Raw genomic sequence first — 14,793 nt, 5'->3', positions numbered from 1 at the left:
GGGTCAGGCGACTTCTGTGGCGACTGAGCCAGTGTCATCGCGAGCAGGCTCGCTCGCGCAAGGGAAACTGTGAAGGCTTCAGGCCAACTCGGTCGCGTAGGCTTGCTCCAGTAACACGGTAAAGCGGTTGAAGGCCGCCAGCGCTCCTTTGTCCGCCTCGGCTTCCTGCTGTTCGGTGAGGGGCAGCGCGTCGAGGATCCGGGTGAAGGTTTTCCAGCCTTCGGCACGCCCGCCCGCCGGTTCTGCCAAGTGTCGGGCACCAAAGGTTTCGCTCAGCCCCAGCCCCACGGCGCGCTTGATCAGGAACGCGGCGCCAAGCTTGGAACCCTCGGACACGAACAGCCAGCCGAGGGCTTCGGCCTGGGTTGGGTTTTTCACTGCGCCGGCCACTGGCGGCGGCACTTCGGTGTGCAGGTCCGCCAGGTCGGCCTTGGCCGCTTCGGCGCGGCAGCGCGCGGGCAGGTCGGCAATCAGCGCGGTCAGTTGCGCGTCGTTGTACAGCGCCACCAGTTCCGACTGGAATTGGTACTGGGCGACGACGAAGCGGGCGTAGCTGGCCTGGGTTTCGAATGGGGCGTGAGCCTTGACCAGCGCGTCGAGCTTGCCGTGGGGCTCGTGGGTGATCTGGTTCAGGCGTTGGGAGCGGGAAAGGGTGCGTTGTGTGCTCATAGCAATTCCTTCGAGTGGAATACATCGTGGCGAGGGAGCTTGCTCCCGCTCGGTTGCGCAGCGAGCGTTAGATCTGGGGGCGCTTCGCCCGAAGCGTCGGACCGTCCCAGCGCGAGCCTGCTCCCTCGCCACAGGTAACTGTCTTGCGTGAAGAATCGGATCAGATATCCCAGATCAGGTTGACCGCGAAGTTGCGCCCAGGGGCGGTCAGGCGGTCGAGGTTGGCCGGGCTCAGCACTGCCGCTTCGCCGACGCTGTCGTAGCCGCGCACGTCGTCCCACAGCCAGTATTTCTTGTCGGTGAGGTTGTAGAGGCCGCCGCTGACGGTGACATCGTCGGTGACCTTGTAGTACCCGCTCAGGTCGAGGATGCCGAAGCCCGGCGTCTTGAACTGGCTGCTGACGCCGTCAGGAGAGTTGAAGTTGCTGTCGTCGACGCGGTTTTTCTTCTTCACCAGGGTCCAGCTGAGCAAAGTGCCGAACTGCTCCTGGTCATAGCCCAGGCCGAATACGCCGGTCATCGGGTTGATGCTGTTGAGCGGTTCGCCGGTGTCGTCGTTGCGGCCTTGGAGGTAAGCCACCGAACCTTGGGTATAGAGGCCCCGTGGCGCGCCGAACACGTCCAGGTCCAGGCGCCCCTTGGCCTCGATGCCCTTGATGGTGGCGTGCTTGATGTTGTTGCTCTGGAAGGTCAACTGGTCCGCGCCAGGGGTAATGGCGTCCTCGTTGATGAAATCGCGGTACTTGTTGTAGAACACCGCCACGTCGAACGAACCGGAGTCGAAACGACCGCGCAGGCCGGTTTCGTAGCTCTTGCTTTTTTCCGGCTCCAGGTCGGGATTGGGTTCCACGCTGTAGCCCGCGTCCGGGTTATCGAAGCGCCCGTACAGAGCCTTGGCGGTCGGGGTGCGGAAACCCTCGGCGTATTGGCCAAACCAGGTGTATTGGTCGGTCAGGGCGTAAGTCAGCCCGAACTTGGGCGAGACGCGGTGCCAGGTCTTGTTCTCATCACTGACTTTACCGCCGGCGGTAGGGTCAACGGTGCTGAGGAATTCTTCGGTCAGGTGTGGCTTGAGCTGGGTGTAGTCGTAACGCAGCGCCGGTGTGAAGGTCCATTTTTCCCAGCTGATCTGGTCCTGGGCGAACAGGCTGTAGGTGTTGATGGTCGGGTCCGGGAAGTCACTGGCTTTTGCCAGTACGTCCCGCGTGCTGATGGCGCCGACGGCGGCACAGCCCACGCCGACCGCCAGGCACACGCCATTGCCGCTGCGCGAACCGGTGACTTTCTGCTGTTTGAGCGTGGTGCCGTAGGTCAGCGTGTGATCGGTGTCGGCAATGCTGAATGACTTGTCGACTTGCGCATCAAGCACCCACTGTTTTTCTTCATACAGGGTCTCTCGCGTGCGAAGGACCCTACGGGTGATCGGGAAGTAGAATTCGGCGGTGCTCTGGTCGGTCTTGGCGACCTGGTGGTTCAGGCTCCACTTGATGTTATCGGCCAGCAGGCTGTCGAGCGCGAAGCTGTGCTCCAGGCCGAAACGTTCGCGGGTGATGGTGTCGTTGCCGGTGCGCCACTGGTACATGCCGCCCGGCAGGATGGAGGCGGGAATGGCCGGTTGGCCGTTGGCGTAAGGACCGCCGTAGGCGCTTTTCAGATCGGTGTCACGGTCGTCCTTGTACTTCTCGTAGACCAGGCTCAGGCGTGCGTCATCGTTGTAGTTCCAGCCGAGCTTGGCCAGCACGTTGTTGGCGCGCACGTCCTGCGGGTTGGCCGCGGTGCGGTCCAGGCCGGTGCCATTGTTGCTGCCGTAGGATTCGGTTTCATGGCCGTCGCGCTGGCTGTAGTGCAGCAGGCCGTCGAAGGGCCCGCTGCGACCGGCGATGGTGGCGGACTTGAGCCAGCTCTCGTCGACGGAGCTGTAGCCAGTCTTCAGGCGCGCGCCAACATCCTTGCCCGGCTTGATGATGTCATCCGCATCGAGGGTGAAATAACTCACGACGCCACCAATGGCGTTGCTGCCGTACAGCACCGAGGCCGGTCCGCGCAGGATCTCCACGCGCTTGATGATCTCCGGGTCGACATAGTTGCGCTGGGTCTTGGCGTAGGGGCCGTTGAAGAAACCGCCGGGCACTTCCACGCCGTCGACCTGGGTCAGGATGCGGTTGCCGTCGATCCCGCGGATGTTGTAGCCGCTGATGCCGCCGCGCTCGCCCGCGCCGCCCACCGATACGCCGGGCTCGTAGCGCACCAAGTCCTTGATGGTGTTTACGTTGTTACGGTCCAGTTGCTGGCGATCATGAACGGAAACGGTGCTCGGTACGCGGGTGATGTCCTGTTCTTGACGGGTGGCGCTGATGGTCACCTGCTGCAAGTCCAGCACGTTGCCCGCGCTGCGTTTTTCCAGAACGATGTTGTTGCTGCCCAGTTTGCGGTAACGCAAGTCGGTCCCCACCAACAGGCGCTCCAAGGCTTTCTCCGGCGACAGCGAGCCGTTGACGCCCGGCGAGGCGATGCCTTCGGCCAGTTCAGCCGGCAGCCCCACCTGCCAGCCTGTGACGGCAGTGAACGCGTTGAGCGCGGAGACCAAGGGCTGCCGGGCGATGTTGAAGCTGTAGTCGCCCATGTTGTGCGCGGGCGGTTGGCCAGCGGCGGCAAGGGCGGCCGGCGCGGCACCGGCCATCAGGATGGCGGCGGTCAGCAATGAAAGTGCGCGGGAAGGGGCGAGTAACCGGCAAGTAAGGCGAGAGGACATCGATAGCGCTCCGTGTCGCATCTGTTATAGGTGCAGATCGGCATCGTGGAGATGCGAATCAATTGCATTGGCTATAACGAGACGAACCAGCGGAGGCTATCGAGTAAAAATAATTCTCATTTAGTTCAAAATCACCAGCGCCGGGAATTCCTGCAGGCGCGCGGAGGTGATCTGGGCCAGGGAGCGGACCACGTCCAGGGGCTGGTCGAGGCGGTAGTTGCCCGTCACCGCGACGTTGGCCAGCCGTTCGTTGGTGTTGATGATCCAGCCTGGGTAGTAGCGTCGCAACTCCGCCAAGACCTGGCTCAGCGGACGGTTCTCGAACACCAGTCGGCCCTGCACCCAGGCAAGGTCGGTGCCGGCATCGAGCCGTGCCGGGCGGTCGAAGCCATTGGGGCCGATGCGGATGCTTTCGCCAGCCGACAGCCGCACGTGGGTGTCGTAGCGGGTGGCCCGCAGGTCGACGTCGCCGCGCTGCACCTGGACTTGCGCGACGCCATCCTCGTAGCGCACGGCGAACGAGGTGTCGCTGACGCTGGCGGTGACCGGGCCTGCGTCCAGCTCCAACGGCAAATGACGGTTGGCTGGCACCTCGAAGAAAGCTTCGCCCTTGTAGAGCCGGGCCACTTGCCGTTGGTTGTCGAATGAACTGGAGAAGGCCGAATCGGTATTGAGCAGCACCTTGGAGCCGTCTTCCAACTGCAGGCGCTGGCGTTCACCGACCACGGTCAGGTGGTCGGCCTGGAAGCGCAGGGGCAGGTCGCTGAAATTGAACAGTCCCAGCAACAGCACGGCGGCGGTGGCCAGGGGTTTCCAATGGGCGCGCAGGCGCGACAGCGTGGTGATCTTTGGCCGGTCCCTCAGTTGCCGGGCGCTTTCGATTATCTGCGGGCCGTTCCAGATCGCCTGGGCCCTGGCGAACGCTTCGCCATGGCGTGGATCGGCCGCCAGCCAGGCCTGGAAGTGTCGGCGCTGCTCCTCGCTGGGGCTGTCGAGCAGGATCAACCAGTCCAGCGCCTGATCCATGGCGTGGGCGGTGTCCTGCGCCTCGGCGGCTTCAGGTGGGCGATGGTTGTCCGTCACGGTGGATTCTCATTATTGGCGGCAAGCACACGCTACAAGCCGCAAGCGGTAGCTGGCAAGCCCACATCCCGCTTGCGGCTCGAAGCTTGTGGCTTGCCGCTTGTATTCACGGGTTGCGTTCGGCCACGCCCACGCAGATGGCCATGATCAGTTTCAGGTCTTTTTGCACCGTGCTCAGGGACACGCCTAATCGTTGCGCGATGTCCTGGTAGCTGTGGCCATGCAGCCGGCTGAGAATGAAGATCTGCTGTTGACGGGGGCTGAGGGATTGCAGGCTGACGTTGAGGCGTTCGAGCATTTGCGCGGCGTGGGCGGCATCTTCGGCGCTGCTTTGAGGGGCGACGACGTTGTTCACGATGTCCAGCGGCACGTCGTCGACCAGGGCCCGCGACTGGATCCGCCGCGCGCGCAGATGATCCAGCGCCAGATTGCGGGCGGTCTGGAAAACAAAGGGTTCGAGATGATCGACGGTGCGTTCGCTCAAGGCGCGGGTGACACGCAGGTAGGTTTCCTGCAGCAAGTCTTCGGCGGTGCTCGGGTTGTTGACCATCCGCTCGAGGGTGCGCAGCAGGGGCGTGCGCTGGGCGAGAAAGACATGATGAAAGCGCGATTGACTCACGGTAGGGCCCGGTCCGGTTCGAGCGGATGATAATGCTTATCATCTGCGTGACGGGTCAAGCCTTCATTTCATCGATGTTGTAACCCTGTGGGAGCGAGCTTGCTCGCGATGACGGAGTGTCAGTTGCCATTGATGTTGGCTGATACGCCGCTTTTGCGAGCAAGCTCGCTCCCACAGAAAAGCGCCCACAGAAAAGCTCAAGAACTACCGTGGCAGTTACTCCGCGTTACACAACGCCAGGCAGTTATCCAGCATGCGGTTGGAGAAGCCCCATTCGTTGTCATACCAGGCCAGCACCTTGAGCAGCTTGCCGCTGGCTTTGGTGTGGTTGGCATCGAAGATCGACGACAACGGGTTGTGGTTGAAATCGCTGGAGACCAACGGCAGGGTGTTGTAGCCGAGGATCTTGGAGTGCTGGCTGGCCTGCTTGAGCAGTGCGTTGACTTCATCGGCCGACGCTTCGCGCTTGAGTTGCACGGTGAGGTCCACCAGGGAGACGTTGATCACCGGCACGCGCACGGCCATGCCGGTCAACTTGCCCGCCAGTTCCGGCAGCACCAGGCCCACGGCTTCGGCGGCGCCGGTCTTGCTCGGGATCATGTTCTGGGTGGCCGAGCGGGCGCGGTACGGGTCGCTGTGATAGACGTCGGTCAGGTTCTGGTCGTTGGTGTAGGCATGGATGGTGGTCATCAGGCCGCTTTCGATGCCGAGCTCGCGGTGCAGCACCTGGGCCACCGGGGCCAAACAGTTAGTGGTGCACGACGCGTTGGAAATGATCTGGTGGGACTGGCGCAAGATGTCATGGTTGACGCCGTACACCACAGTGGCATCGGCGCCCTTGGCCGGGGCCGAGATAATCACTTTGCGAGCGCCGGCACTGATGTGGGCGGCAGCCTTGGCGCGGTCGGTAAACAGACCGGTGCATTCAAACACCACATCGATCTTCTCGGCGGCCCAGGGCAGCTCGGCCGGGTTGCGGATGGCACTGACCGAAATGCGGTCGCCATTGACCGTCAGGCTTTCGTGATCGTGCTGCACGTCGGCATCGAAAGTGCCATGCACGGTGTCGAACTTGAGCAGATGAGCGTTGATCGCACTGTCGCCTAGGTCGTTGATGGCGACGATCTGCAGGTCGCGACGATAGCCTTGGGTATACAGTGCGCGGAGGACGTTGCGGCCGATGCGGCCAAAACCATTGATTGCGATTCGAAGAGTCATTAACTGCGCCGCCATCGATTTGTTGTTGGAATTACAAGATTATTCGCATAAAAATAGAAAACAAGCCTTTTTAGTGGCAATATTTTGTTTTATCTACAACGAGTGACCTGAATCAACTGGTCCGATTGGTCAAAAACCGTTTGTCGCCTTGTCTTTCACCGGGTGTGCAACGGGCTTTTAACCAGCATAGACAATCAGGTCGCCACACCCGCTAGCCTGGAGTTCTACACATGCATCCCCGCGTACTTGAGGTCACCGAACGGCTTATCGCCCGCAGTCGCGCTACGCGCGAGGCTTACCTTGCACTGATCCGCGGTGCAGCCAGCGACGGGCCGATGCGCGGCAAGCTGCAGTGCGCCAACTTCGCCCATGGTGTGGCCGGTTGCGGCACTGAAGACAAGCACCACCTGCGGATGATGAACGCCGCCAACATCGCCATCGTGTCGTCCTACAACGACATGCTCTCGGCCCACCAGCCCTACGAAACATTTCCAGAACAAATCAAGAAAGCCCTGCGCGAGATCGGCTCGGTTGGCCAGTTCGCCGGCGGCACGCCCGCCATGTGCGACGGCGTGACCCAGGGTGAGGCGGGGATGGAACTGAGCTTGCCGAGCCGTGAAGTGATCGCACTGTCCACGGCGGTGGCGTTGTCCCACAACATGTTCGACGGCGCGCTGATGCTCGGCATCTGCGACAAAATCGTCCCTGGCCTGATGATGGGCGCGCTGCGCTTCGGTCATCTGCCGACGATCTTCGTGCCCGGCGGGCCGATGGTCTCGGGCATTTCCAACAAGGAAAAAGCCGACGTACGCCAGCGCTACGCCGAGGGCAAGGCCAGCCGTGAAGAGCTGCTGGAATCGGAAATGAAGTCCTACCACAGTCCGGGCACCTGCACGTTCTACGGCACCGCCAACACCAATCAGTTGCTGATGGAAGTGATGGGCTTGCATTTGCCGGGCGCTTCGTTCGTCAACCCGAACACGCCGCTGCGCGATGCGTTGACCCGTGAGGCCGCGTTCCAGGTGACGCGCCTGACCAAGCAGAGCGGCAACTTCATGCCCATCGGCGAAATCGTCGACGAACGCTCACTGGTCAACTCCATCGTTGCACTGCACGCCACCGGCGGTTCCACCAACCACACCCTGCACATGCCGGCCATCGCCATGGCGGCGGGCATCCAGCTGACCTGGCAGGACATGGCCGACCTCTCCGAAGTGGTGCCGACCCTCAGCCACGTCTACCCGAACGGCAAGGCCGACATCAACCACTTCCAGGCGGCGGGCGGCATGTCCTTTCTGATCCGCGAATTGCTGGAAGCCGGCCTGCTCCACGACAACGTCAACACCGTGCTCGGCCATGGCCTGAGTCGCTACACCCAGGAGCCGTTCCTGGAGGATGGCGAGCTGGTGTGGCGCGACGGCCCGACCGAAAGCCTCGACGAAACCATCCTGCGTCCGGTGGCCCGTGCCTTCTCCCCAGAAGGCGGGTTGCGGGTGATGGAAGGCAACCTCGGGCGTGGGGTCATGAAGGTTTCGGCCGTGGCCTTGGAAAACCAGATCGTCGAAGCGCCGGCCATGGTCTTCCAGGATCAGCAGGACCTGGCGGATGCGTTCAAGGCGGGTCTGCTGGAGAAGGATTTTGTCGCGGTGATGCGCTTCCAGGGCCCGCGCTCCAACGGCATGCCGGAGCTGCACAAGATGACGCCGTTCCTCGGCGTGCTGCAGGACCGTGGCTTCAAGGTGGCGCTGGTCACTGATGGACGCATGTCCGGGGCATCCGGGAAAATCCCGGCGGCCATTCATGTCAGCCCTGAAGCTTATGTCGGCGGCGCGTTGGCGCGGGTGCAGGAGGGCGATATCATCCGCGTCGATGGCGTCAAAGGCACCTTGGAGCTGAAGGTCGACGCCGAGGAATTCGCCGCGCGCGAACCGGCCAAGGGCTTGTTGGGCAACAACATCGGCGCTGGTCGCGAGCTGTTCGGTTTCATGCGCATGGCCTTCAGCTCGGCAGAGCAGGGCGCCAGCGCCTTCACTTCTGCCTTGGAGACGCTTAATTGAAACTGGCTTTGGTCGGTGACATCGGTGGGACCAACGCGCGTTTCGCCCTGTGGAAGAACCACAACCTGGAGAATATCCAGGTGCTGGCGACAGCGGATTACGCCTGCCCGGAAGATGCCATCGAGGTTTACTTGAATGGCATGGGAATGAAACCGGGCGCCATCGGTTCGGTGTGCCTGTCGGTGGCCGGCCCCGTGAGCGGCGATGAGTTTCGTTTTACCAACAATCACTGGCGCCTGAGCAACCTGGCGTTCTGCCAGAGGTTGCAGGTGGAGAAACTGTTGCTGGTCAACGACTTCTCCGCCATGGCCCTGGGCATGACCTGCTTGCGTCCGGATGAGTACCGGGTTGTCTGCCAGGGCACGCCGGAGCCGATGCGCCCGGCGGTGGTGATCGGCCCGGGCACCGGGCTGGGCGTCGGTACGCTGCTGGACTTGGGCGAGGGCCGTTTTGCGGCGTTGCCAGGGGAGGGCGGCCATGTCGACCTGCCGATGAGCAGTCCGCGCGAGACCCAGCTCTGGCAGCACATCTACAACGAGATCGGCCACGTCAGCGCCGAAACCGCCCTGAGCGGCAGCGGCCTGCCCCGTGTCTACCGGGCGATTTGCGCGGTGGACGGTCATGACCCGGTGCTCGATACCCCCGAGTCGATCACTGCCGCCGGGCTGGCCGGCGACCCTATCGCCCTGGAAGTGCTCGAGCAGTTCTGCCGATGGCTGGGCCGCGTGGCCGGCAACAACGTACTCACGGTGGGCGGGCGTGGCGGCGTGTACATCGTTGGCGGCGTGGTCCCGCGGTTTGCCGATTTCTTCGTCGAAAGCGGTTTCGCCAAATCCTTCGCCGACAAGGGCTGCATGAGCGATTATTTCAAGGGTATTCCGGTCTGGCTGGTGACGGCGCCATACTCCGGCCTGATGGGCGCGGGCGTGGCGTTGGAGCAATCCTCCACGATTTGAAATTGGAAACCGCTCCTGTGGGAGCGAGCTTGCTCGCGATGATGGAGTGTCAGTCGCCATTGAGATTGACTGATACACCGCTATTGCGAGCAAGCTCGCTCCCACAAGGGGCTCTGTAGTGTTTGTAAAACCCGGCCATCAGGCATAATCGCCCCCAATCCACACAACAAGGACGAGGCCCCGTGAGTGCAGTGAACAAATCGATTTTGTTGGTCGACGATGACCAGGAGATTCGCGAACTGCTGGACACTTACCTCAGCCGTGCGGGTTTCCAGGTGCGCACCACGCCTGATGGCGCCGGGTTTCGCCAGGCCTTGAACGAGGCGCCAAGCGACCTGGTGATCCTCGATGTGATGCTGCCCGATGAGGACGGTTTCAGCCTGTGCCGCTGGGTTCGCGAACATCCACGCCAGGCCCATGTGCCGATCATCATGCTCACCGCCAGCTCCGACGAAGCCGACCGGGTCATTGGCCTGGAATTGGGTGCCGATGATTACCTGGGCAAGCCGTTCAGCCCGCGTGAATTGCAGGCGCGCATCAAGGCGCTGCTGCGCCGGGCGCAGTTCGGCCAGGAGCGGACGGGCGGCGACGTGCTGGCCTTCGACGAATGGCGGCTGGACATGGTCAGCCATCGGCTGTTCCACGCCGACGGTGAAGAGGTGATTCTCTCCGGTGCTGATTTTGCCCTGCTCAAGTTGTTCCTCGACCACCCTCAGGAAATCCTCGACCGTGACACCATCGGCAACGCCACGCGTGGGCGCGAACTGATGCCCTTGGACCGGATCGTCGACATGGCGGTCAGTCGCCTGCGCCAGCGCCTGCGCGACACGGAAAAGCCGCCGCGGTTGATCCGCACGGTGCGCGGCAGTGGTTATCAACTGGCGGCCAGTGTGGTTGCCAGCAATGGTCACTGAAGCGATCAGGAAAGTCGTGCGCCGGGTGCCCGTGCCACGCTCGTTGCTGGGGCGGATGCTGCTGCTGACGCTACTGGTGGTGCTGTTCGCCCAGACGCTGTCCAGTCTGATCTGGGTCTCCCAATTGCGCGCCACCCAGCTTGAAGGCCTGGTCACCAGCGCGCGCAGCCTTGCCCATTCGATGACCGCCACTGTCAGTTATCTGCGCTCGCTGCCGGTGGCGTACCGGCCCCTGGTGCTGGACCAGTTGCGCAGCATGGGCGGCACACGCTTTGTCGTCACCCTCAATGACAAGCCGCTGGGCATGGACGTGCTGCCCGTGACGCCGCGAAAGCTGGCGGTGCTCCAGGCCGTGGATGACGTGCTGCGGCGCTCCCTGGGCAGCAGCGCCGACATCTCGGTCAAATTCGTCAGCCCTGAAGACCTGCGGATTTTCAACGGCGGGCTCAAGCTCGACGAGCTGCCGCGATCATGGGCCCATTACGCCTTGACGCTTGAGCCGGTGAATCCACCGGTCTTGGTCACGCAAATCCAGATGGCGCCGGGTGAATGGCTTTACATCGCCTCGCTGCTGCCCGAACCCTATACCAGCCTCGAAGAGCAGGATCTGCCCAAGCAGCAGGTGGGCTTCATCGTGCTCACCAGCAGCCTGTTGCTGTTGTTCATCGGCTTGTTGGTGCATTGGCAGAGCCGACCATTGAAACGCCTGGCCCGAGCGGCGCGGGACATGTCCCTCGGTGCCGAAGTGGAACCGGTGGCCGAGGGTGGCGGCAGCGAAGTGGTGGAGGTGGGCCGGGCTTTCAATGCCATGCGCGAGCGCATCAGCCGCTATTTGACCGAGCGCAGCCAGTTGTTCAGCGCCATCTCCCACGATCTGCGCACGCCGATTACCCGGCTGCGGTTGCGGGTCGAGCTGCTGGAGGATGAAAACCTGCAAGCCAAGTTCGGCCGAGACCTGGATGAGCTGGAGCTGTTGGTCAAGGGGGCGCTGCAATGTGTGAAGGACACCGACATCCACGAAAACATCGAGCCGGTGGACCTCAACCATGTGCTGGATTGCCTGGTAGAGCCTTATCTGGCGCCCAACGGCAACGGCCGAGTGACCCAGGATGGCCGGGCGCTGGCGCCGTATCCCGGCAAGCCGCTGGCCCTCAAGCGGTGCATCGGCAACCTGATCGACAACGCCTTGAAATACGGCCAGAGAGCCCATTTGCACATCGATGATGATGAGTCGGCGTTCATCCTGCACGTCGATGACGAAGGCCCGGGCGTACCGGAACAACGCCTCGAACAAGTCTTCGAGCCGCACTTTCGCCTGGCCGGGCAGCAGCAGGGGTACGGCCTGGGGCTGGGTATCGCACGCAACATTGCCCACAGCCATGGCGGTGAGGTGAGTTTGCAGAACCTGCGCGAGGGTGGGTTGCGGGTGACGTTGCAGTTGCCTCGCAGCGTGGATTGATTAGACCGCGTTATCGTTCGTCGCGAGCAGGCTCGCTACCACAGGGGATCTGCGTCAAACAGGATATGCGCGTCAATGAAGTCCAATGTGGGAGCGAGCCTGCTCCGGGCGGCGTTCCGACGGAGGCGCCCATCGCTTCAACACATATCCATGCCAATGTCACAACTCGGTGACATAACTCGCCCCTTTCGTTACCTGCCGTCAACCCTCCCTTGTTTAGACTCCCTGCGTCAAAACAACAAAAAAGGTATCTCGATGGACACCTTCCAACCGGCGTTCAGCAGTTGGCTGAATGCGCCCGCCCACCAGCAATGGCTTGCCGCAGAAGGCTTGCGTCTGCTGACGTTCGCCAAGGCCTCCAAGCTGCCGGACGGCTTTGGCAACCTGGACGAATTGGGCCGCCTGCCGGCCGATGCCCGGGCCGAAACCATGAATACCGCGCGCATGACCCACAGCTTCGCCATGGCCCACATCCAAGGCCTGCCGGGGTTCGCCGAGCTGGTTGACCATGGCGTACAGGCGCTCATGGGGCCGCTGCGCGATGCCGAGCATGGCGGTTGGTTCGCCAAGACCGATCCGGCTGAAAACGAGACTGGAAAAGCCGCTTACCTGCATGCTTTCGTTGCCCTGGCAGCCAGCTCTGCGGTCGTGGCCCAGCGCCCTGACGCCGAGGCCCTGCTCAAGGAGGCGGTGCGGGTCATCGACGAACATTTCTGGTGCGAGGAGGAGGGTGCCCTGCGTGAATCCTTCAACCGCGACTGGTCAGAAGAAGAGGCCTATCGCGGCGCCAACAGCAACATGCACGGCACCGAAGCCTTCCTCGCCCTCGCCGATGCCACGGACGATCCGCGCTGGCTGGCTCGCGCGTTGCGTATCGTCGAGCGGGTGATCCATGGTCACGCGGCCGCCAACGACTACATGGTCGTCGAGCATTTCGACCGCGACTGGCAGCCGCTGCGCGAGTACAACCACGACAACCCGGCCGATGGGTTTCGTCCCTACGGCACCACCCCTGGCCATGGTTTCGAATGGGCGCGGCTGTTGTTGCACCTCGAGGCCGCACGCGTGCAGATCGGCATGCTGACGCCGGGCTGGCTGGCCCAGGACGCTCAGAAACTGTTCGACCAGAACTGCCGCCATGGCTGGAACGTCGACGGCGCCCCGGGCATCGTTTACACGCTGGACTGGGACAATCGCGCCGTGGTTCGCCATCGCCTGCACTGGGTGCATGCCGAAGCGGCAGCGGCGGCCAGTGCCTTGCTCAAACGTACCGACGAGGCTCGATACGAAGCGTGGTACCGGCGCTTCTGGGAATTTTGTGACAAGCATTTCATCGATCGCTGCAACGGCAGCTGGCATCACGAGCTCGACCCGCAGAACCGCCCCAGCGCCGACATCTGGCCGGGCAAGCCGGACCTTTATCATGCCTGGCAAGCGGTGTTGATCCCTCGTCTCCCGTTGGCCCCGAGCATGGCGTCAGCCTTGGCGCGGATGTCCGATCCTGCACCTGTGTAACCATGTCGTGACATATCCACGTCCCTTCGTTACCTGCGAAGGGATAACCCCTGATTAGAATCCATGCAGCGCAAGCACCAGACTTGCATGCATAACAACAAGAAAGGTACTTCTAGATGAATGCGATTTCTCGCCTCGCTACTGTCATTTCTCTTGCTTCCTTGCTTCCCGTCGCAGCATTCCCTGTCAGCGCCCTGGCCGCCGAATCGAAAGGTTCCGTGGAAGTCGTCCACTGGTGGACGTCGGGCGGTGAAAAAGCCGCGGTCGATGTGCTCAAGGCTCAAGTAGAAAAAGACGGTTTTACCTGGAAGGACGGCGCCGTCGCTGGCGGTGGCGGTTCTACCGCCATGACCGTGCTCAAGAGCCGCGCCGTGGCCGGCAACCCACCGGGCGTTGCCCAGATCAAGGGCCCGGACATCCAGGAATGGGCGACCACCGGCCTGCTCGACACCGACGTCCTCAAGGACGTTTCCAAGGCAGAAAAGTGGGACAGCCTGCTCGACAAGAAAGTCTCCGATACCGTGAAGTACGAAGGTGACTACGTTGCCGTGCCGGTGAACATCCACCGCGTCAACTGGCTGTGGATCAACCCGGAAGTCTTCAAGAAAGCCGGTATCACCAAGAATCCAACCACCCTCGAAGAATTCTACGCCGCCGGCGACAAACTCAAGGCCGCGGGCTTCATCCCCCTGGCCCACGGTGGCCAGCCTTGGCAGGACAGCACCGTGTTCGAAGCGGTGGTGCTCTCGGTCATGGGCGCTGATGGCTACAAGAAAGCACTGGTCGACCTGGACAACAAAGCGTTGACCGGCCCGGAAATGGTCAAGGCGCTGACCGAGCTGAAGAAAGTCGCGACCTACATGGACGCCGATGGCAAGGGCCAGGACTGGAACCTGGAAGCGGCCAAGGTCATCAATGGCAAGGCCGGCATGCAGATCATGGGTGACTGGGCCAAGAGCGAGTGGACCGCCGCCAAGAAAGTCGCCGGCAAGGACTACGAGTGCGTAGCGTTCCCGGGTACCGAGAAGGCCTTCACCTACAACATCGACTCCCTGGCGGTGTTCAAGCAGAAGGATGCAGGCACTGCGGCGGGCCAGCAGGACATCGCCAAGGTCGTGCTGGGTGAGAACTTCCAGAAAGTCTTCAGCATCAACAAGGGTTCGATCCCGGTGCGCAACGACATGCTGGCCGACATGGGCAAGTACGGTTTCGATTCCTGCGCCCAGACCGCCGCCAAGGACTTCCTGGCGGACGCCAAGAACGGCGGCCTGCAACCGAGCATGGCACACAACATGGCGACCACGCTGGCCGTGCAAGGCGCGTTCTTTGACGTCGTGACCAACTACATCAACGACCCGAAAGCCGACCCGGCCGACGCCGCCAAGAAACTTGGCGCAGCGGTTCAGTCTGCGAAGTAACCGCTAACCCCTGTGGAAGCGAGCCTGCTCGCGAAAGCATAGTGTCAGGCAGCAGTGCATGAGCTGATACGACGCCATCGCGAGCAGGCTCGCTCCCACAAGGAACAAACTTGTAGTTTTTCCTGGTACTGGA

Annotated in this window: 11 protein-coding genes; 6 read left to right on the top strand and 5 right to left on the bottom strand. The window is 62.3% G+C overall.

What is annotated here, in order from left to right; all coding sequences use genetic code 11:
* Positions 1-78 precede the first annotated feature (78 nt).
* From J3Q04_RS19150 to gap, 5 genes are all read right to left on the bottom strand, one after another.
* Positions 79-669 carry a biliverdin-producing heme oxygenase gene (locus J3Q04_RS19150; RefSeq protein ID WP_434609959.1) on the bottom strand — a complete coding sequence of 197 codons (591 nt, stop codon included), beginning with the start codon at positions 667-669 and terminating at the stop codon, positions 79-81.
* 160 nt (positions 670-829) lie between these two features.
* Entirely contained in the window at positions 830-3,421 is a 2,592-nt protein-coding gene (locus tag J3Q04_RS19145) for a TonB-dependent receptor (protein WP_434609961.1), read from the bottom strand.
* Positions 3,422-3,541: 120 nt separating this feature from the next.
* Positions 3,542-4,504 (bottom strand): FecR family protein, encoded by a 963-nt coding sequence (locus J3Q04_RS19140; RefSeq protein WP_434609964.1) that lies wholly within the window; start codon positions 4,502-4,504, stop codon positions 3,542-3,544.
* A 106-nt stretch (positions 4,505-4,610) separates the two neighbouring features.
* Positions 4,611-5,123, bottom strand: a complete 513-nt coding sequence (locus J3Q04_RS19135) for an RNA polymerase sigma factor (RefSeq protein WP_434609966.1) — start codon at positions 5,121-5,123, stop codon at positions 4,611-4,613.
* Between the two features lie 216 nt (positions 5,124-5,339).
* On the bottom strand, positions 5,340-6,341 hold the full coding sequence (gene gap, locus J3Q04_RS19130) for a type I glyceraldehyde-3-phosphate dehydrogenase (RefSeq protein WP_039593774.1): 1,002 nt from the start codon (positions 6,339-6,341) through the stop codon (positions 5,340-5,342).
* 230 nt (positions 6,342-6,571) lie between these two features.
* Here gap and edd point away from each other — a divergent pair, with 230 nt between their 5' ends.
* The 6 genes from edd (at position 6,572) to J3Q04_RS19100 (ending at position 14,660) form a co-directional block, all read left to right on the top strand.
* Positions 6,572-8,398, top strand: a complete 1,827-nt coding sequence (edd, locus tag J3Q04_RS19125) for a phosphogluconate dehydratase (protein ID WP_434609968.1) — start codon at positions 6,572-6,574, stop codon at positions 8,396-8,398.
* Positions 8,395-9,354, top strand: a complete 960-nt coding sequence (locus J3Q04_RS19120) for a glucokinase (RefSeq protein WP_420764393.1) — start codon at positions 8,395-8,397, stop codon at positions 9,352-9,354. Before edd ends, J3Q04_RS19120 begins: the two co-directional genes overlap by 4 nt.
* 182 nt (positions 9,355-9,536) lie before the next feature.
* Positions 9,537-10,268 carry a response regulator gene (locus J3Q04_RS19115; protein ID WP_420764394.1) on the top strand — a complete coding sequence of 244 codons (732 nt, stop codon included), beginning with the start codon at positions 9,537-9,539 and terminating at the stop codon, positions 10,266-10,268.
* Positions 10,258-11,727, top strand: coding sequence for an ATP-binding protein (locus tag J3Q04_RS19110; RefSeq protein ID WP_420764395.1), 1,470 nt, complete (start codon positions 10,258-10,260; stop codon positions 11,725-11,727). The genes J3Q04_RS19115 and J3Q04_RS19110 overlap by 11 nt, the downstream gene beginning before the upstream one ends.
* Positions 11,728-11,982: 255 nt before the next feature.
* Entirely contained in the window at positions 11,983-13,242 is a 1,260-nt protein-coding gene (locus tag J3Q04_RS19105) for an AGE family epimerase/isomerase (protein WP_434609971.1), read from the top strand.
* Between the two features lie 116 nt (positions 13,243-13,358).
* On the top strand, positions 13,359-14,660 hold the full coding sequence (locus J3Q04_RS19100) for an ABC transporter substrate-binding protein (protein WP_420764397.1): 1,302 nt from the start codon (positions 13,359-13,361) through the stop codon (positions 14,658-14,660).
* Positions 14,661-14,793: the final 133 nt, after the last annotated feature.

The organism is Pseudomonas sp. D4-21 (assembly GCF_051132125.1).
Taxonomy (GTDB): domain Bacteria; phylum Pseudomonadota; class Gammaproteobacteria; order Pseudomonadales; family Pseudomonadaceae; genus Aquipseudomonas.
This window is presented reverse-complemented; position numbering and strand designations above follow the sequence as displayed.